Raw genomic sequence first — 18,710 nt, forward strand, 5'->3', positions numbered from 1 at the left:
ATTTATATAGAAGTCTCATAAAAAGAGGGAAGGTATTTTAGAAATGTCTTTGGATTCATTTGTAATGGCTTTTTCAATGGCGGACATAGACTATGAGATGTTAAAAAACTTAGGGATCTCGATTGGGATTTTGGCTGTATTTATTCTTTTTAGAAACCTGTTTACTAAATATGTGTTTCAGTTGATTGTAAAATTGGCCCGCAAAACACCGACTGAATTTTTAACACAAATCTGCTTAAGTTTTGAACGACCTTTAGGTTGGGCGTTCATTATTGTAGGTTTGTATCTAGCGATGGATTATTTTCCTTTTATGGAGCAGCAAAATGCGTTGTTTATCAAATTTTTGCGTTCGATGATCATTGTTTTAATAACATGGGGCTTGTTTAATTTGTCCTCTCCTTCCTCAGGGATCTTAATCAGTGTTAACGAAAAAATGAGCAATAAGATTGATTTAATTTTGCTTCCGTTTATTTCAAGGACCATTCGCGTCATTATTATTGCCATTAGTATCAGTATTATCGGGCAGGAATTTAATTATGATGTAAATGGATTGGTTGCGGGCCTTGGTTTAGGGGGACTTGCCTTTGCTTTAGCAGCAAAGGAAGCCGTAGGGAATCTCATTGGCGGGGTCGTGATTGTAACCGAAAAGCCATTTTCTATTGGAGATTGGATCAAGACGCCGAGTGTTGAGGGGATTGTCGAAGATATCAATTTCAGAAGCACGAAGGTTCGAACCTTTAGCCAAGCTCTGGTTACTGTTCCGAATGCAACACTCGCAAACGAAGCGATTACGAACTGGAGCCGAATGGGAAAAAGAAAGATCGATTTTCACTTAAGACTTAACTATAAAACTACCAAAGAGGATATTCAAAGAGTTGTAAGTCGCATCCGACAATTGTTGGGGACTCATGAAGAAATCCATCCGGATACGATTATGGTGGCGTTTGATCATTATAATGAGAGCAGTCTTGATGTTCTTGTCTATTTTTTTACAAATACAACGGTTTGGGCAGAACACGTTAGGATTAAACATGAAATCAACTTAGAAATCATGGGGATATTGGAGCAAGAGGGAGTAGAAGTCGCTTTCCCATCCCGAAACATTTACGTATCTCCACAAACAAACGAAGTATTTCAAACCATGGGATCTATTGATTGAGTGAGGCATGGGGACGGTTCTTGTGCATCAAAAAAAGGGGTTTGGCTGCTAAAAAGCCAAACCCTATTTTTGTCTTATTAAAATAATTGCTTGATGAGTTCCTCAAGTTGTTTATAGGAAATTACCTCGTATTCGGGCTGGATATGAGGATGGGGCTTTTCTTTGTTTTTTGTATTAATCCAAATAGCATTCCAGCCAGCTCGGGTTGCTCCTAAAATATCATTCTCAAATGAGTCTCCAATCATATAAGAATGAGCATTTGTAAAGTTGGTTTTGGCAGTAACATAATCGAAATATTCCTTGTCAGGCTTAGCATGGTGAATCTCGCTTGAGATAAAGATGTTTGCTTCCGGTATCCAGTTCCCAATATCCAAGGCTTTGATTTTTGCACGCTGATGGGCTGAGGGACCATTTGTCGTAATATACATGGGTATATTTTTCTCATATAAATACTGTAGAATTCTTTTCATTTTTGGAATAAGAGAAATCTTATATTGGTGTTCCTTGTACACCCTTTGAAATTCATCGGCCTCGACATCCGAAATGTTCCTGCCCAAATCTTGAAAGGCATGTACCATTCTATATCGATGCATTTGATTTAAGGGCATTTCCCCCGACTCTGTCATGGCAAAGACTCTATCACTATACTCTCTACTTTTCGTAAATAAATCTACTACTGAAATAGTATCAACACCCGGAAAAACACCATCAAACGCCATCCGAAACGGCCACAATTGGTCATATAAGGTATCATCTAAATCAAAAAAAACAGCCTTCATTCCTGACACTCCATAAAATTTATTATCTAATTTTTATTATACATAAAAGAGGCATGAGGGAATCTCTCTATTTGTCTCTTATTCAGCGATCTTTGAGTTCTTTTAAACAACTTGTCTAGAATAACCGTAATTAATTAATGATAAATATTTTTGGCAGACTGAGTTCGGGATAATCAATCATTTCCGATTTCTTGGTTATTGGAAATCAGGTGGTATAATATTCCTATATAAAGTCTAGTGAAAAAGAGGGCTATGATGGAACACGAGAAGAGATTACAAAATATCCAAATGGGTTTATCGGGAGATGGAAGAACTCCCATGGCGATAGATGCAGGTCTGGTTACAGGCAGTCATTCGCTTGCCCAATGGATGGCTCAACAATTTAACCATAATTTTGATGAATATGATAGAGCGATTGACTCTGTCTATAATTCTACCCATATAGGGGGTTCTGCCTACCACCACCTGCTGGATGGACAGCATTCTGTTTGGGGAGCCTTTCGTGCTGTAAAGGATGTAAAGGCGGATGATTCATTTCTTACGGAATTTTTACAGGCAGGGGAGCATTTACTGAGGGACATTGCTTCTGTCTCCGGAATTAATCCCTTTTTCTCCTTAACGTCTGACCAATGGGACCATCTTGCTGGGATTGCCCAGTCTGTTGGTATTTCCAAACCCTTTCTTGCCGATGCCCTAACAGTTAATGCTCCGGAATTGTTGGGCGGCAGTATTGGCCTTTTATCGGCGTTGTTGGTCGGAAAAAGACAGGATCCAACCGCAGTTTCTAAACTATCGGGAGCCTATATTCTTTCGTCAATTGCTAGTGGAAATCCGGTTCTTTTTCCTGTTGCTGCTGGAGGCCTGGTCTATTCGCTTATAAAAAGCGAGAGTAAAAAGGAAACGTTGGTTAAAGGGGGAAAGGGAGCGATTGTTTCAGGAGGGGCGCTGCTTGCAGGCAGTCTAGTTGGCGGTCCCGTTTGGATTGGCTGTTTGGCATCCGTTGCTGCGGCCATCAGCATCAACTATGCTCTAGAAAATCCCGAAAAGACGTTTACCAGGGTCAAAGAAATCATTAAACCTACAGCTTCCATTCTTCGAAAGGTATCTTTATCAATAGGGTAGGTGGTTATTTTGGATTTTTTATATAAAAAGGAAATCTTAGAATTAGAGGCGTTTCGCCCAGTTTTAACGGAAATAAAAAATGTTGACCCAGCAATGGGAGAGAACATGGAACAAGCCTTGAAAGCGGCTGTGAAGGAAAGTCATGAGCTCATTATAAAGGCCAACACAACGGATCAGCTGCATATTGGATTAATCAAGGAGCAAATATATATTCAGGCTCAAAGCAGCCAGTATTTAAATATAACCGATGAAATAACAATGAAGAAGAATAACCTGCTTGAATTTATGCCGCAAATTTATAACCAATTCATGAATGAAGTCGAGCAGGAAATGACCCGTTTTTTTCAGGAAAAGAAGCGGGAAATGTATGCAGAGATTGATCAAGATGGTTCCTGGTATAGCGGCCTGCGGGACACGACAAAGAAAAGCGGCCAGCTTTATAATTTTGCGATTAATAAAATCAATTCGGTTTCAAAGGAATTTCAAGGTAAGGAAGTCATTTCCGACCAGCGTTTAGTCGATACAAAATCGATTGTGGAAAATGTGCTTGAGAAGCATTTAAGTAATCAGAAGGTAACCAATCAGGTAAGTGCTATTTTTGAAGCAGCTGTTAAAAGGTATAAGGACGCTTGGATGCAGCGGATTGCAGACAATGTCCCGGACATGAAACGGATATCTGCGTTTTCTCTTACCCAAACAACCAAGGCTAATTTAAAAATCAATTTCCAGTACGGGGATGCGGAAAAAGTATTGGCAATGGGGATCGGCTCAGCCGTATTTGGCACGGTTGGTCTTGCGATGGGCTGGCATACTTTAACCTATGCCCTTTTTAATGTTTTTCCACCTATTGCTCTTTTTGCTGCTCTTGCCACTGTTTTGGTGGGCGTCTTAACTAAGGATAAGGCTGTGGAGAAACGAAAACAAGACATTAACGAGGCGGTAACACGATACCATCATTTCTTTTTACAGCAGTTATATGTTTTAAAATTATTAGAACTTGAGAATAAAAGCATTTCCGAATATATAGAACTAAAGGGCCGAGCAATCGTCGAGGAAACCGTAAAGGAATGGGAAAGGAAATACTTTGGCAACCTGAGGATGGAGCATTTCAGAAAGCTCAATCAGGCGTTTGTTAGGCATCTCATGTATGTGAATGAGGCGGTTGAGTGAGGCGCGGGGACGGTTCTTGTGCATCATTTCATTTCAGCTCGCTTTTCTACTATTTTTCTTTTAAAAGCTTTGATTCAAAGCTGAGTACACTATTTTTTGAAACATAAGAACCGTCCCCATGCATCCTTAATTACATAAGTTTCCCAATACTGGCTAATATTAAGTCTATATTAAATTCTAGATTTGATAGGAGCCATAGAATGATGGAATTTGCCAATATATTAGTGATTATTGAGTTTGCCTTTATTGCACTTGTACTGCTGGGTGTGGTTGTTTTTGTTGGATATTTGTTAATTTTCGACCGGAAACAGAAGCAGCATTCGATTTTGCGGAATTACCCCGCGTTGGGCCGGATTCGTTATTTTTTTGAAAAAATTGGTCCCGAAATGCGGCAGTATTGGTTTAACAGCGATACGGAAGGGAGGCCATTTTCGCGGGATGATTATGAGCATATTGTCAGGAGTGCGAAATATAAGCGGGATGTCGTCGGTTTCGGGTCGAAACGCGATTTTGATGAAGAGGGATTTTTTGTTCGGAATTCAATGTTCCCAAAACTAAACGAAGAAATCAAAATGGATCAGAAAACGCTGGTTAATACGAAAAAATATATTTTACTGAATGACCCGCTTTTTACGGACAGGGAGGAAAAATGGGAGGATGACGATGCGCAGGCCAACTTGCTTCACGATGATGATGCGGTCGTGATTGGCCCAAAAACCAGGCATCCTTTCGTTGTTAAAAGTTTAATCGGCATGTCGGCGATGAGCTACGGTGCGTTGGGGAAAAACGCCATTACAGCATTATCCAAAGGTTTGGCCCTGGCAAAGGGGACTTGGATGAATACCGGCGAAGGCGGTTTGTCTCCGTATCATTTGGAAGGCGGCGCCGACATCATTATGCAGATTGGCCCGGCCATGTTTGGGGTTCGTGACGAAAATGGGGATATGGATTGGGATGAATTAAAGCGGAAAAGTGAGATTCCGCAGGTGAAGGCCTTTGAAATCAAGCTGGCGCAAGGGGCAAAGACCCGCGGCGGGCATATTGACGCGGAAAAGGTCAATCCGGAAATCGCCGCCATCCGCAAGGTGGAGCCCTATAAATCGGTAGACAGCCCGAATCGCTTTAAACAATTTGGCGATATCGCGTCGATGTGTGACTTTATTGAAAAAATTCGCGAGCATACAGGGAAGCCGGTTGGTATGAAGATTGTCATCGGCAGCACCGATAGCGCGGAAGAACTTGCCCGATATATGAAGGAATCCGGAAAAGGTCCGGATTTCATTACCGTCGATGGCGGCGAGGGCGGAACGGGCGCATCCTATCAGGAACTAATTGATAGCGTCGGCCTGCCGATTAAATCGGCACTTCCAATATTGGACTTAACCTTGAAAAAATATGGGGTGCGCAACCGCGTGAAAATTATCGCTTCGGGCAAACTGTTCACGCCCGACCGGATTGCCATTGCCTTGGCGATGGGGGCGGACTTAGTCAACATTGCGCGCGGATTTATGATTACTGTCGGCTGTATTCAAACACTAAAGTGTCATTCCAACGCTTGTCCAGTGGGGGTCGCGACAACAGACCCTGACTTGCAATATGCACTCGTAGTAGATGAGAAGAAATACCGTGTGGTAAATTACCTTGTCACACTGCGACAAGGACTATTTCGCATCGCCGCAGCGGCCGGATTAGACTCCCCCGTCCACTTCCGCCCAAACCACATCTGCTACAAAGACGACAAAGGCATCGTCTTAACCCTAGAAAACATCCTAAAAGAAATGGAACAGCAGATTGGGTGATGCATGGGGACGGTTCTCGTGCATCATTTCATGAGTGTGGGAGTGATGCGTGGGGTCGGTTCCTGTGCATCATTTCAATGTCGCAATAAAAAGCCATACGCATAAAAAGGCCCAACTAGCGGGTATGAGCTAGTCGGGCCTTTATGCGTGGAATTATTTTGATCTTCCATAGCCTCTTTTCTGCGTCAGCAGATTAAACCATTTTGAGGCAGAAGAACCAACCTCATGCATCACATCACCATTTTGAAGCAAAAGAACCGTCCCCATGCATCGCTTTTTTATACGAGTCGGCGACTGTTTGAGGGATGAGGTCCTGTGCCAGTAGGTGGTCAACAGAAGCGTTCATTCTTTCAACCCAGTTTTCTTTTGAGCCGTATAGGGATGCGAGCTTGTCCGCACTGAACAGGGTCATGAAGTCGCTCCTTACCATGTAGGTTGCGAGCGGGTTGTCGGACAATGGATGGCGGAGCCCACCGATGACGTTGCCGTGAGCATCCCTGGCAAATTTCCCTGTGGCTGGGTCGACCTTCAGCCATTTATCCTCAGCAGTCGGGAAGTATTTCTTCGGATCCGCATCAGGGTTCGCTTTTTTGGCTACAGCAAAATCATAAAGGTTATCGAGCGCGCCGCTTGCAAACATATCGATGTGTAAATTGCTCTTCACTGTATTTGGAAGATCGGTTACAGGATATTTTCTTGGTGCTACCCCGGCCTTTACCAGCGCATCATTATTCTGAATGATCGGCGAGATCGCATCGGAGTGAGGTGCATTGGCTACTTCGTATTGTCTAAAAATATCATACTTACTGTTTTGATCTTTTTTATTTTTATAAGAAGGGAATAGGCCTGCACCCTCTTTGAATCCCGATTCTGCCTGGGACATCACCACCACCGTGGGAACACCCATTGCCTTAAAAATGGATTTTGGTGTATTCTTGTCAGTTAACGACGGCATGATCGCTCCCGAAGGCTGGATGGAGGCTGGAATCGCCCCAACCAAATTATAATAGCCGTCAAATAGGTACTGACCCTTTTCGGCATTGTACAAATACGGCTGGAACACGTTAGTATACGTATTCTCATACATGCCGGACTGGCTCTGCCCGCCAAGGAACACAAAATTTGGCTTCGTGCCAAGGATTTGCCGGCTTTGCTCGTCATCGTTCAAGGCCACCCCAAGCTGCGACAGCATATCCCAGAACAAGCCGTTTTCATATTGACCTTCCTTGTCTGCTGTCCAATCAATATCCGCATAACGGGCTGGGTCGAATTTTTTCAAGGCCGCCACGTTAACGTCCTTTGAAGTTATTCCAATATAACCATGGCCGTTCTGCATGAAGTATTCCCAGCTTCTTCTCCAAGTGTCTTCCATATCGGAATTATTGGAGGCGTTCAGGATGTCGATATAAACGGCACCGGAAAAATTCTTCATATCTTGCGGCATGCGCACGATAATTCGGTTCGTGTAATCATATGGACCGCTCTTCACAGTCGGAACGTCGTTACCTTCGACATTACCAAGCTCATAAATATTAGCCTGACCGGAAAGAAAGAATTCTTTTTCAGTATAATGATAGTCCTTCCAAATATCGACTGCGCCAACGGAATCTAGCATCGAGTTATAAGGATGGCTCAGCTCCGGATGGGCCGCAACATCTGGTTCCTCTGTATGGAAGCCAACCTTTTCAGGGTCAAACGGTTTTTCGACAATCTTGGTTGGCTTGGCGTCAGCCACCGCGTTAATCTTATCCGCATCTGGCCCGCCGAAGCCTTTCTTTTCATTTACATAGTTTACGAGCTTGTCATAGCCTTCTTGTAAAATATATCCTTGATCCAATAGTTTCTTAGCCTGTGCTAAAAATGGCTTCTTATAATCTTTTTCAAAATTAGGATACAGTTTTGCAATTTTGTCGGCAGTGAAGAAAACCATGCTTCCGTTCGTTTCAAAAGGAAGGCCGTTTCGGCTCGCATAATAAGTGGCGATTGGGTATTCGATGCGCGGATCGCGAATTCCACCCAATGCATTGCCGTTTTCATCGGCTTTCGTTGTGTAAATGGTTTTTCCAGCTTCTGTTTTTTTCGAAAAATCAATCCATTTATCGTCTGCAGAAGGGGCTGGAATTCCTTGAGTTACCCACTTATGCATGTTCTCTTGGACCGCATTGACAAAGCTTTGCAGATTCAAGTCACTTTCATAATGGCCCGGGTCATATTCCTTTGGCGGCCTTCCTTTTCCGTTTCCAAGCTTAATTTCATCGCTAAATGGAATGACGTCGAGCGTCGGGTCTGTATGCGGGGCGCCGGCTACCTCGTAAAATCTAAACTTGTTTTTAGTTGTGGATGAGTCATGCTTTCTTTCATAGGTATAGTCCGGCATGTTGGCAAAATTATGTTCAAATTCGGACATAATCACCATATAGGGAACGGCGGTTTCCGAATAAGTAACGCTTGGCTTAGGTCCGCCGGAGTTCACATTGGTTGTTCCAGGTCCAACGATATTCATATACCCGTTAAATAATGGTTTTCCATTATTGGAGTTCTCAAGCATTTTATCAAATGAGGTAATGTACGTGTTCAAATAAAATCCTGATTGACTCTGTCCTGATAAGTAGACATATTGCGGTTTCAGTCCGCCGAGAATGTCGCCGGCGCTGTCACTGCGCAGCTTTGAGCCTAATTGCGAGAGCATGTCCCAAATCAGACCGTTTTCATCCTGGCCGTTTACTTTCCAATTCAGGTCCGCATAGCGCTTGCTGTCGAAATTTTTTAAAGCATTGATGGTGTCTGTTTTGGAAGTAATCCCGATGTAGGCATGGCCTTCTTTCATATACCAATCATAGCTTCGGCCCCAGGTATCTTCCAAGTCGACGCCGCTTGACGCGTTTAAAATATCAACATAAACGCGGCCAGAGAATTTGGATGGGTCCTTTGGAAATCTTACTAAAAGCCTTGTTGTATAATCGTTTCCGGACGATTGGATATAAGGAACATCTTGCTTGTCAATGCTGTAAACATTAGCTTTCCCCGACATGAAAAATTCCTTTTCGTCATAGCCGTAGTCGTTCCAGATATCGACATGACCGCTTGAACTGTACATGGAGCTGAATGGATGGCTGATGGTAGTCGGCTGGCTGTGAAAGGTCATTCCTTCTCCATAAGGAATTTCTTTTACTGTAGGAATCTCTTTGATGGCTTTTTTTATTTGTCCTAAATCTTTGTGAGCATTGGCGTTTTCTAGTGCGGTTGCTGCCGGTTGGCTACCGCTGCCCGTGCTCGCTGCTGTTGCCGAAATGCCGCCGCCGATTGGCGCAAGCAATAACATGGCAGAAAGCATAAGGGTGGAAACCTGTTTGCTCTTTTTCATAAAAATCCCTCCTTTTTCTATTGTGTAAAAACGCTTACAAAACGTACTGCAATCAATTAAGGGAGAAACCACCTCCAAGCGGTATTAATATTTGTTTATTAAACTAACTAACAAACTACCTTTTAGTATAAAATCAAAACGTCTATAATTCTATATGTTTTTAGAGTATTCATAATAATACAGTAAAATAGTCCTAAGTTGGTGGAGAGGCATGGTGAAGCATGGGGACGGTTCTCGTGCCTCAATTTAGTACCATATAATTCACCCAATCGGCACTAGTAATAAGTGCAGTTTTATCAAGGGAATTCGATTATGATGGAAATGGATGCAAATAAGCCAATTAGGAGGGAATGTAAGTGTCGCAAGGATTAATTCATCATATCGAGTTATATGTTTCAAATTTAAAGATATCGGCGGACTTCTGGGGATGGTTTTTGGAGGAGTTAGGATATCAAGTGCATCAAAAATGGGATCGGGGCCAAAGCTGGAAATTGGGTGAAACTTATATTGTTTTTGTGCAGGCAGAGGAAAAATATTTAGATGTAGCATATCACCGATGCCGTGTGGGTCTGAATCATCTGGCCTTTCATGCAAGCTCCCGCCAGCAGGTTGAGGAAATGACGAGTAAATTGAAAGATAGAAATGTACGGATTTTATATGAGGACAAGCATCCCTTTGCCGGCGGAACAGACCATTATGCGGTGTATTTTGAAGACCCGGATAGAATGAAAGTGGAATTGGTGGTACCTTCGCAGGGATGAAAGGATTATCAAAGTGCCATCGTGTAGTGACTTTGTTTCTCTGTCCTATTTTGAAGCAGAAGAACCGTCCCCGTGCATCATAGTCTATTACTCTATACAAAAGAACTGCCAAAATAGTTTCACGGTCTTCTTTTTTTCAAAATACTCTATAGAGGGTTAGTTGAATCTTATATGGGGAGTATGATTATGAGTCCGGATTTTAGTCCTTCTAAGCTGCATGTTAGCTGCTTGTCTTGTTCGACATCTATGCAGGTTCATGGACGAAAGTACACGTTGACACATTCTGATACAACCGGTGACTTGTTTTTAAGCATTGGCTATCATTACGATTTAACAGGTATTAACGTTTCCAAGCGTGATGAGGTATTGGCAGAATGGATAACAACGAAGAAGGGAGTGCCTATTTTAAGTGGAAATGTGTATGTGAGTGGAGGAGAATTTGATGAACAAATGGCGCAGCGGCGATTCATAATTTTTCAGCGTGAATTAAACCTTGCCCTATCTGCCATGATCTATGGCGACCATCGTCTTTTCCGTCAGTATCCTGAACTGCTCGATGCAAACATCTTTATACAATTTAACTCGATCTTTCCAGCCTTTAACCAGACCATGTACTATCGTACTCCGCGCTATTATACAAAGAATGGGGCATAAAAAGAATAGCAGGATATTGGCAAAAAACTGTTGGTCGTTATGGCTGCCATTTCCTATTAACATTTGACCAAAAATGATTAATTCCTTCACCAATAATATTGCTAGAATGATAGCCAATAATACAAGAGACACATTCAATAATATTTGGAGAGTCCTTGGAAGTAACCACAGCATAAAATCAAAATTCCTTTTAGCTTTTTCCATGCGCATATCCCCCGTGAGTGAGGCAGAGGGACGGTTCTCATGCCTCATTTTAGTACGTTGTTTTTTGGTAGTTGCATTGCCTGACCACTGCTTTGAAACGCAAGAACCGTCCTCGTGCATCACCGAAATTTTGATGCACGAGAACCGTCCCCATGCATCATTCCAGCTCGAAGGTGTGGCTGAAGTGGGTTTTGCCGTTTTCGTCTTGGATTTCTACTGTTGCTTGTTGTGTTGCTGGGTCGACGCGGAAGACGCCGTAGTTGAAGAAGTTGCCTTCTGCGTATAGTTTTTCAGGTCCGAAGGTTGGGTCCAATGTGCCTGGATTGATTTTTACCGCGCCGATTGGGCCGCTGATGAGTTCGTTATAATCTGCTTTTCCATCGTGGTTGGCGTCATATTTGATGACTTCCGCAAAATGGACGTCGGTCGTGACAAAAAAGACGTTTTTGATTCCTTTTTCGATGATAAAATCAGAGATTTGTTTGAACTCGTTCTCATAGCCGGTCGGGTCATTTGGGTTGACGTTGTCGCCGTTCGCCCATCCGTCACGCGCCATTGCTTTTCCGGTTGGGATCGAGATTGGCACGGAAGTTGCGACTAGTTTCACTTTGGCATCCGACTCAAGAAGTTGCTGCTTGAGCCATTGTAACTGCTCATCCCCAAGCATGGTTTTATCCGCACCATCGGCCTGGTTATTAGGTGAGCGGTATCCCCGGTTATTAAGGATGATCATATCCATGGTGTTGCCCCAAGAATACTTGTGATAAAGCTTGTCTGCTTCACTGCGTTCACCTGAAATCGGCCAGTAATCTTTAAACGCGCTTAATCCGGTTGGTGTCAGCGGCTGGGACGGTCCGGAAAAATCATTCGTTACCTCGTGGTCATCCCAAATAGCGAAGGTTCCTGTTTTTTGCAAAAGGCTGTGCAGCCCGGCATCGGTCCGGTTCTCCTTATACTTCGCCCAGAAATCCTGCACGGTTTCGGAAGGAGGGTTCGGAACAGCAGGTGTTGCATTATCGGCATAAATGGTGTCACCGCTGAACAGGAAGAAGTCTGGATTTAAGGCGGACATCGCTTTGTACGATTTAAATGGCGGGATTTCACCCTGGCCGCCTGTATCCCCTCCCCAAACCATGGTCAACGGTTTTAAGCTGTTTTCTTCCGGTGCGGTTTTGAAGGAACCGTTCACGTTATATTTGCTGGAGACCGCATGGGCACGGTAATAATAAGTCGTATCCGGCTTCAACCCGTCAATTTTTACATTCACCGTAAAATCATGCTCCACATCCGCAGGGCTTGTTTTAACAGTGGTATCTTTTTTAAAAGTGCTGTCCGTGGAAATTTCAAATTGAACATTTGCTTTTGCATTGGTACGTGCCCAAAGAATCGCGGAGGAATCCGTTACATCCCCGCTCGCCACCCCATGTGAAACAAACGGTTTTTCTACTAGATTAACAAGAAGGTCGGTATTATTGGTAAACTGACCGTCCACACCGAGGGAAAGGAGGGATACCATATCGTCTTCAGCATTTACGGTCCATGGATGAACGAGTAGCTTGTTCTGATGGGCGGCCTCCATCAACTTCGGAACGACAAGCTCCTTACTAGGGCCGACGCCTGCCGCATAATCAGAGATTCGCTTCATTTCTTGGTGGACATCCTTGCCAGCTAGCATACTTCCTGTATACAGCTGAATCAGCTTTACAGCAGGGGCGAGTGTTTTTAACTTACGAAGCGAGTCCTCGCTGAACGATTCTAGAAAAAGCATTTCGCTGTCTAGGACATTTGTTTTTTTCAAAATATCAATGACTTTCTCTTCCATTCCGGGGTAAACGTTTGGTGCTTTTGTTTCCATATAGAGGCCGACTTTGCCATTTCCGTGCTGTTTGACAAACTCGATGGCTTCTTCAAGGGTTGGCACCTGCTGCCCGATGTACGCTTGTTTCGCCTTGTCCGGGTATGCTTTGTTAAACCACGAACCTGCATCTAGACGTTTAATTTCATCGAGGGTAAAATCCTTTACCCGCCACGGTGCTCGGTCTGGATACAGTTCCTTGGCATTCGTTGTCCGCGCGAGCGTTTCATCATGCATCGCGATCAGCTGACCATCCTTCGTCATTTGCAAATCGAATTCTACATAATCTGCCTTCATCGTCATTGCCTGCTTATAGGCTGCAAGAGTATGTTCCGGTCCATATGCAGAGGCCCCGCGGTGGGCGATCACCGCCACATCAGAAGTAAGCGGGCGCAAGGTCGATTGCCCATTTTCAGTCGGAGAAATTTCAATCGGCTTGGCTAATGCCGCATAAGGGGCGGCGGCCGTTACCGCCAGAGACAAACAAGCTAATCCAGCTACTAAACTCTTTCTCATCTTTTCCATCATCTCCTGTAAGAATATGTATTTCATATACAAAAATACAGGAGAAATATTGAGCCGACGTTAATAGACTTTGAGAATATTGTAAATCGGCTAAAAACAGGTCTTTTGATGCATGGGGACGGTTCTCGTGCATCATTTTAGGTGGGACATTAGACGGTTCTCGTACTGTTATTTCTTAGTTTGATAACGATTTTGAGGCATAAGAACCGTCCCCATGCATCACCATTTTTTGTAATCTATTAAAATATGCGGATTTGAATTATAATTTTACTAAATTAATTCCTTGATATGATTTAAGTTTATGGGGATGTTTGCTATTTTCGGCTGGGCTGCCAAGGAGGATAACTGATTGATGAATTTGAATGTGGGCGTTATTAGGAAAATTCCTGTGCCGCTTGTTTTACTATGTGCTTTTTTTACATTCTTACCCGACTTTTTAGATGACTACGAAACGTTTTACATCGACGACATGGCGTGGTTTACATTGCTTTTCCCATGCTTTATCTTTTCTTATTATCTAGGGTTATATGGCGGCGTTTTTACTGGAATCATCCTTAATGCCTATCATTTAAGCTGGTTTTTTTATGAAAAAAAGTTCCACAGTGAAGATATGGTCGATGAAAGCGCGGCACTGCATATCGGCATCTCTGTCATTACGCTATCTTGCTCGATTGGGGTAGGGGTATTAACAGAGAAGCTCCAACACAAACAGTTAAAAATACAAGAGTTAAATGAAAAACTAATGCAAATGGCTTTATATGATTCTCTGACAGGCCTCCCCAATCGACATTATTTTTTGAGAAAATTAGAGCATTCCTTAAGGAAAAAGAAGCAGGTTTGTCTGATGTTTATTGATTTGGATGGGTTCAAAAGAGTGAATGATCAGTATGGCCACGAGGCCGGGGATCAGGTATTGATAGAGGTTTCCCGAAAACTAAAAGAATTAGAAGATGAGGATGTTTTTGTGAGCCGTCTCGGCGGGGACGAGTTCACAGTGCTGCTTAAAGGGATGAACATTCATCAAGCGCAAGCACAGGCAAACCGGTTATTGCACCTTCTCCAAGTAAGCGTCAACGATTGCAGGATCTCCGCAAGCATCGGTATCGCCGCCTGCCAGCCAGACGACACCCCCGCCACCATCCTAAAAAACGCGGACTCCGCCATGTACAAAGCCAAACTCGCCGGCAAAAACGCAGTATACGTGGTTTGATATAGTGATGCATGGGGACGTTTCTCATGCATCATTTTTTGCTTCGCCGCTGATGCATGGGGACGGTTCTCAAACATCTAATTTTTTGTTTCTCCCTAAATGGTAAAAGGATGAAAAACTATTTAAAGTAGTATATGATAGAGCTGTAACCTCAGATAAACCCCCGGAATCAAGCAGAACCTAGGGACGGTTCTCGCGCTTCTTAATCAGCCCTCTTTTAAACTACTTCTATATGACTATTCCCTTAATGATAACCATCTTGGTATACAAAACTTTTTAGTTATTACGACTTGTTGTACATTTTTTGAGACATAAGAACCGTCCCCATGATTCACCTTGTTTCCCCATTTAAATTTAAGGTTAGGTGATTGTGATGCCCCGAAGTGCAAGGGTGAAGAGTATGAGCGGTGTTTACCATATTATGTGGAGGGGAGCGAATCGGCAGGAGATTTTCCATGACGATGAGGATTGTAATAGGTTTCTTGATATTTTAGCAAAGTATAAAAGGGAATCGGAATTGGAGATATACGCCTGGTGTTTGATGGGCAACCATGTCCATCTCCTTTTACGAGAGGGTAAGGAAGATATATCTAATACGATGAAGCGGATTGGTGTCAGCTATGCCTCGTATTATAACTGGAAGTACGACACGACGGGGCATTTATTTCAGGGACGATTCAAAAGTGAAAATGTCGAAGATAATCGGTATTTACTAACAGTTACTAGGTACATTCATCAAAATCCCGTAAAGGCTGGAATCGTAGACAGGCCAAATGAATGGAAATGGAGCAGCTGCCGTGAGTACTACGCTTTTAAACCCCATGATAAAAGAAATCTGCTTGATGCAAACTTTATTCTCGGAAAGATATCACCTGATCAAACCTTTGCGATGGAAAAATTCAAAGAATATAACGAAAAAATTAACAATGATGAATGCTTGGAAGAGAAAAGAAGAAGGCTGCCTGACGAGGAGGCAAGGGTCGTAATTAAGAAACTGATTGGTCCTGGGGATATCACTCGCGTAAAGGTACTGCCAAAGGCGCAAAGAAAGGAAGTCCTTCAAAAAGTAAAAAATATTAGAGGTGTATCCCAACGCCAGGCTGCGAGAATTTTAGGCGTATCTCCTAACACTATAAATCGATCTTAAGGCAGAGGGGCGGTTCCCTGCCTCTTTTTTGGCGAGAAAGTTGGAACGCAGGGACGGTTCTCTTGTTGCATCCTTCTTCGCTTCACTCACGTTGAAACGCAAGAACCGTCCCCATGCATCACCCGTGCATCATAACTCGGACTGATCGACGTTTAATTCTATGAGATTTCCATCGGGATCGGCGCAGAAGATTTGGGCGAAGCCGCTGACGCTGTTTGGCTTTTCTAGGACGTTTACTCCGTTCTTTTTCAGCCAAGCTAAAGTTTCTGCATAGTTTTTGACTCGAAGGGCAAAGTGTCCCTCCCTGCTGCTTAAGCTTTTGTCGTGCCGAATGGTTTGTGAGTGGGGAAGAACTATTAAGTGCAGCTGTTGACTCCCTATACCGTACCAAGCCCCTTCAAAATCAAAAGCAGGCCGAGGGAGTTCTTTTAAACATAGAATTTCACTATAAAATTTCTTAGCACTGCCTAAATCTGTAACATTCAGACTAACATGATGCAGCTCAGTGTACTCAATCAAAGTATTCAACACCTTTACTAAAATTTCTCGATACATGGAAATATAACATATTTAGCGCGAGGTTTCACGGTTGAGGCAGAGGGACGGTTCTCCTGCCTCATTTTCCTTTCCTTCGCCCATTGTGATGCACGAGAACCGTCCCCATGCATCACCCGTCAAAGTGGTTCTGATATTAGGTTTGAGATTAGATTGGCTGCTTCTTTGACGATTTCGGTGAGTTTGTCCGTGTTGAAGACGGAGAATCTGGCCGTTGGGAGGACCAGGCTTAGGCTTCCTTTTATTTGATTGTTGCTGAAGATGGGGGCAGCGATGGCGGATAGTCCGGCATCGAGTTCGCCGTGAGAGATGCAGTAGCCATCACGGCGAATTTTCGATATGGCTTTTTTAAACTCTTCCCAATCCATTCCTAACCCAGCCTCAGCAACTTCTTCCCGACGTGATTCAAATAGTTTGATCAGATCGTTTCTTTGCAGGTTTGCGACGATAATTTTGGATGTAGAACTCTTGAATAACGGGTGTGGAATCCCCCGCGAGTAGCTGATATTCATTTGTTTATTGTCCGGTGCTTCCGTATGTACCACCAAAATTTCTTCATTAAAAACATTGCTCAATAAAACCTCACAGCCTGTCAGATTTACAAGGTTTTCCATAATCGGCTGGCCAATCTTGATGATTGGGTCGGAAATTCGAACTTGCCGGTCCAATTTAATAATCTTAGGACCAATGACATACGACCCGCCTTTCACCCTTGCCAATAATCCTGCAGTACTTAATTCTTTCACATATCGATAACCGGTCGGCACCGAGAAATCAAATTCATTGGTGATTTCCTCCGCTGTCCAAATCGGTTTTTCTTCGGTAAATAAATCAAGAATCGCTAACATTTTCGTAAGACTCGACATTTTCTTGCCCGACACCTCTTTCACTCTCTGAAAGCCTCTATTTATTTAGATTATAACGTTTTTCCATGAAAAAACTCACTCCACTTTCTTTTTTTAAAAAAAGAACCCCTGAAGGAGGAACACTCCATCAAGGGTTCGTAAGGTTCTAATTGATACAACTTTTCCGACAAGCCAATCCTTGTCCGCCTATCATCCAACCTTCTGACTGGTAATCGATTGCGCCGCCTCTTGCGGACGAACCCAAATCCAGAACAGGAGGCCGGTGACAAAAATTATACCGGCACCTAAATGAAAGGCTTGATGGAATCCTGCGATGGTGGTGGCGGCATTTTGGATAATCAGACCTGTTACGAAAGGAGCGAGAATCCCGGCTAAATAATAGATAGCGGTATAGCTTCCCTGCGCCTTGCCATAATGCTTCTTTGGAAAAACACTTGTTAAAATGGCTGGTCCGAGCACCAGAATAATACTTCTAAGCGAGACCGCTAATGATAACATCGCAACGGCAAGCGTATTGGATGAGACAACCGTTGCCAGGTAGTAAAAGAGTGCCGCCAAAAGCATCATGGGCCCTACAATAAATACCCGAGAACGGACGACATTTTGTGTTTTTGCATAAATGCGGTCGGAAACCGATGAAAAGAATAACTGTGAAATCGTCGTCAGCACCCAAGGAATCATAATTGCCAGCTGCAGCATCGTTCCATCGATTCCTCTAGCTTTTTCGAAATAGTTAGGGAACCAAGCAAGTTCAATGGCGAAAAACCAATAAGAAGCAAAGGCACACAGTGAGATGAGAATAAAATTGCGGGAAAATAACTTTGGCAAAACCTCTGACCAGCTTGCTTTCGCTCCGGCCTCTTTTTGTATCTTTTTCGGTTTAATACCGATATCCTCTTTATTTTCTTTTACAATAAGAACCCATAATAAGGTCCAAATCGCTCCGATGACACCTAAAAAGATGAATGCGGAGCGCCAGCCGTGATTGACAATGAAGTAAAGTAACACAGGGGCAGCAATCGCAGCGCCGACGGTATTGCCGACGGAGACTAATGTTAGGCTTACACCGACTCTTTCTTTCGGAACAGATTTTGCGGCCATCGTCATGGCTAACCCATAGGTAGGTCCCTCCCCGGCTCCCAAAATCATCCTAGTAACGACAAGATACGGCAAGCTCATCGTAAAGATGGTGGCAAATTGCACGATTGCCCATACGGAAGTAATCACGGTAATGACTCGTTTTGTGCCAATATAATCCGATAAGAACCCTACCAGTAAGGCCGATATAGAAAATAACCAGAAAAAGGAGCTTCCGACAATACCCCATTGGGATGGTGACAAATTCAATTCCTTCATAAGCGGTACAGAGGCGAGACCGATAATCGCTTTATCGGCAACGTTAATAATGGAAACAGTAAATAGAAAACCAATAGTCAGCCAAGCATTTCTACTTAATTTCGAATCAGAATGCGCTTTCAATTCATTCATCAGCTAATCCCCCTATTTAGTTCAGACTATCTTAAACTTTCAACCTCGTAAA

Annotated in this window: 14 protein-coding genes; 8 read left to right on the forward strand and 6 right to left on the reverse strand. The window is 43.3% G+C overall.

Annotated features, from left to right (window positions below; genetic code table 11):
* Positions 1–43: 43 nt before the first annotated feature.
* Positions 44–1,159 (forward strand): mechanosensitive ion channel family protein, encoded by a 1,116-nt coding sequence (locus KHA99_RS10455; RefSeq protein WP_249366586.1) that lies wholly within the window; start codon positions 44–46, stop codon positions 1,157–1,159.
* A gap of 77 nt (positions 1,160–1,236) precedes the next feature.
* Here the strand turns inward: KHA99_RS10455 and KHA99_RS10460 are convergent, their stop codons facing one another.
* Entirely contained in the window at positions 1,237–1,938 is a 702-nt protein-coding gene (locus KHA99_RS10460; protein WP_213117388.1) for an HAD family hydrolase, read from the reverse strand.
* A 255-nt stretch (positions 1,939–2,193) separates the two neighbouring features.
* Here KHA99_RS10460 and KHA99_RS10465 point away from each other — a divergent pair, with 255 nt between their 5' ends.
* From KHA99_RS10465 to KHA99_RS10475, 3 genes are all read left to right on the forward strand, one after another.
* Positions 2,194–3,060, forward strand: a complete 867-nt coding sequence (locus KHA99_RS10465) for a hypothetical protein (protein WP_213117389.1) — start codon at positions 2,194–2,196, stop codon at positions 3,058–3,060.
* A gap of 9 nt (positions 3,061–3,069) precedes the next feature.
* Complete coding sequence (locus KHA99_RS10470; RefSeq protein ID WP_213117390.1) at positions 3,070–4,230, forward strand: hypothetical protein; 1,161 nt, start codon at positions 3,070–3,072, stop codon at positions 4,228–4,230.
* Positions 4,231–4,433: 203 nt separating this feature from the next.
* Complete coding sequence (locus KHA99_RS10475) at positions 4,434–6,029, forward strand: FMN-binding glutamate synthase family protein (protein WP_213117391.1); 1,596 nt, start codon at positions 4,434–4,436, stop codon at positions 6,027–6,029.
* Positions 6,030–6,264: 235 nt separating this feature from the next.
* Here the strand turns inward: KHA99_RS10475 and KHA99_RS10480 are convergent, their stop codons facing one another.
* Positions 6,265–9,393, reverse strand: coding sequence for an alpha/beta hydrolase domain-containing protein (locus KHA99_RS10480; RefSeq protein ID WP_213117392.1), 3,129 nt, complete (start codon positions 9,391–9,393; stop codon positions 6,265–6,267).
* A 356-nt stretch (positions 9,394–9,749) separates the two neighbouring features.
* On the opposite strand from KHA99_RS10480, the gene KHA99_RS10485 reads away from it, so the two are divergent.
* Complete coding sequence (locus tag KHA99_RS10485) at positions 9,750–10,154, forward strand: VOC family protein (protein ID WP_213117393.1); 405 nt, start codon at positions 9,750–9,752, stop codon at positions 10,152–10,154.
* Positions 10,155–10,340: 186 nt separating this feature from the next.
* Positions 10,341–10,808 carry a staygreen family protein gene (locus tag KHA99_RS10490; RefSeq protein ID WP_249366587.1) on the forward strand — a complete coding sequence of 156 codons (468 nt, stop codon included), beginning with the start codon at positions 10,341–10,343 and terminating at the stop codon, positions 10,806–10,808.
* A gap of 361 nt (positions 10,809–11,169) precedes the next feature.
* Here the strand turns inward: KHA99_RS10490 and KHA99_RS10495 are convergent, their stop codons facing one another.
* On the reverse strand, positions 11,170–13,383 hold the full coding sequence (locus KHA99_RS10495) for a glycerophosphodiester phosphodiesterase family protein (protein WP_213117395.1): 2,214 nt from the start codon (positions 13,381–13,383) through the stop codon (positions 11,170–11,172).
* 361 nt (positions 13,384–13,744) lie between these two features.
* Here KHA99_RS10495 and KHA99_RS10500 point away from each other — a divergent pair, with 361 nt between their 5' ends.
* Together KHA99_RS10500 and KHA99_RS10505 are read left to right on the forward strand one after the other, a co-directional pair.
* Positions 13,745–14,602 carry a GGDEF domain-containing protein gene (locus KHA99_RS10500; protein ID WP_213117396.1) on the forward strand — a complete coding sequence of 286 codons (858 nt, stop codon included), beginning with the start codon at positions 13,745–13,747 and terminating at the stop codon, positions 14,600–14,602.
* 373 nt (positions 14,603–14,975) lie between these two features.
* Positions 14,976–15,749, forward strand: coding sequence for an REP-associated tyrosine transposase (locus KHA99_RS10505; RefSeq protein ID WP_213117397.1), 774 nt, complete (start codon positions 14,976–14,978; stop codon positions 15,747–15,749).
* 129 nt (positions 15,750–15,878) lie between these two features.
* On the opposite strand, the gene KHA99_RS10510 is transcribed toward KHA99_RS10505, so the two are convergent.
* The 3 genes from KHA99_RS10510 to KHA99_RS10520 form a co-directional block, all read right to left on the reverse strand.
* The gene (locus KHA99_RS10510; RefSeq protein ID WP_213117398.1) at positions 15,879–16,268 is read right to left on the reverse strand and encodes a VOC family protein; all 390 of its coding nucleotides are present in this window, start codon (positions 16,266–16,268) and stop codon (positions 15,879–15,881) included.
* Between the two features lie 155 nt (positions 16,269–16,423).
* Positions 16,424–17,194, reverse strand: a complete 771-nt coding sequence (locus KHA99_RS31350; protein WP_213117399.1) for an IclR family transcriptional regulator — start codon at positions 17,192–17,194, stop codon at positions 16,424–16,426.
* Between the two features lie 165 nt (positions 17,195–17,359).
* Positions 17,360–18,658 carry an MFS transporter gene (locus tag KHA99_RS10520; protein ID WP_213117400.1) on the reverse strand — a complete coding sequence of 433 codons (1,299 nt, stop codon included), beginning with the start codon at positions 18,656–18,658 and terminating at the stop codon, positions 17,360–17,362.
* Positions 18,659–18,710: the final 52 nt, after the last annotated feature.

It is taken from the genome of Neobacillus rhizophilus (assembly GCF_018343535.1).
In the GTDB taxonomy this organism is placed as follows: Bacteria; Bacillota; Bacilli; order Bacillales; family Cytobacillaceae; genus Neobacillus; species Neobacillus rhizophilus.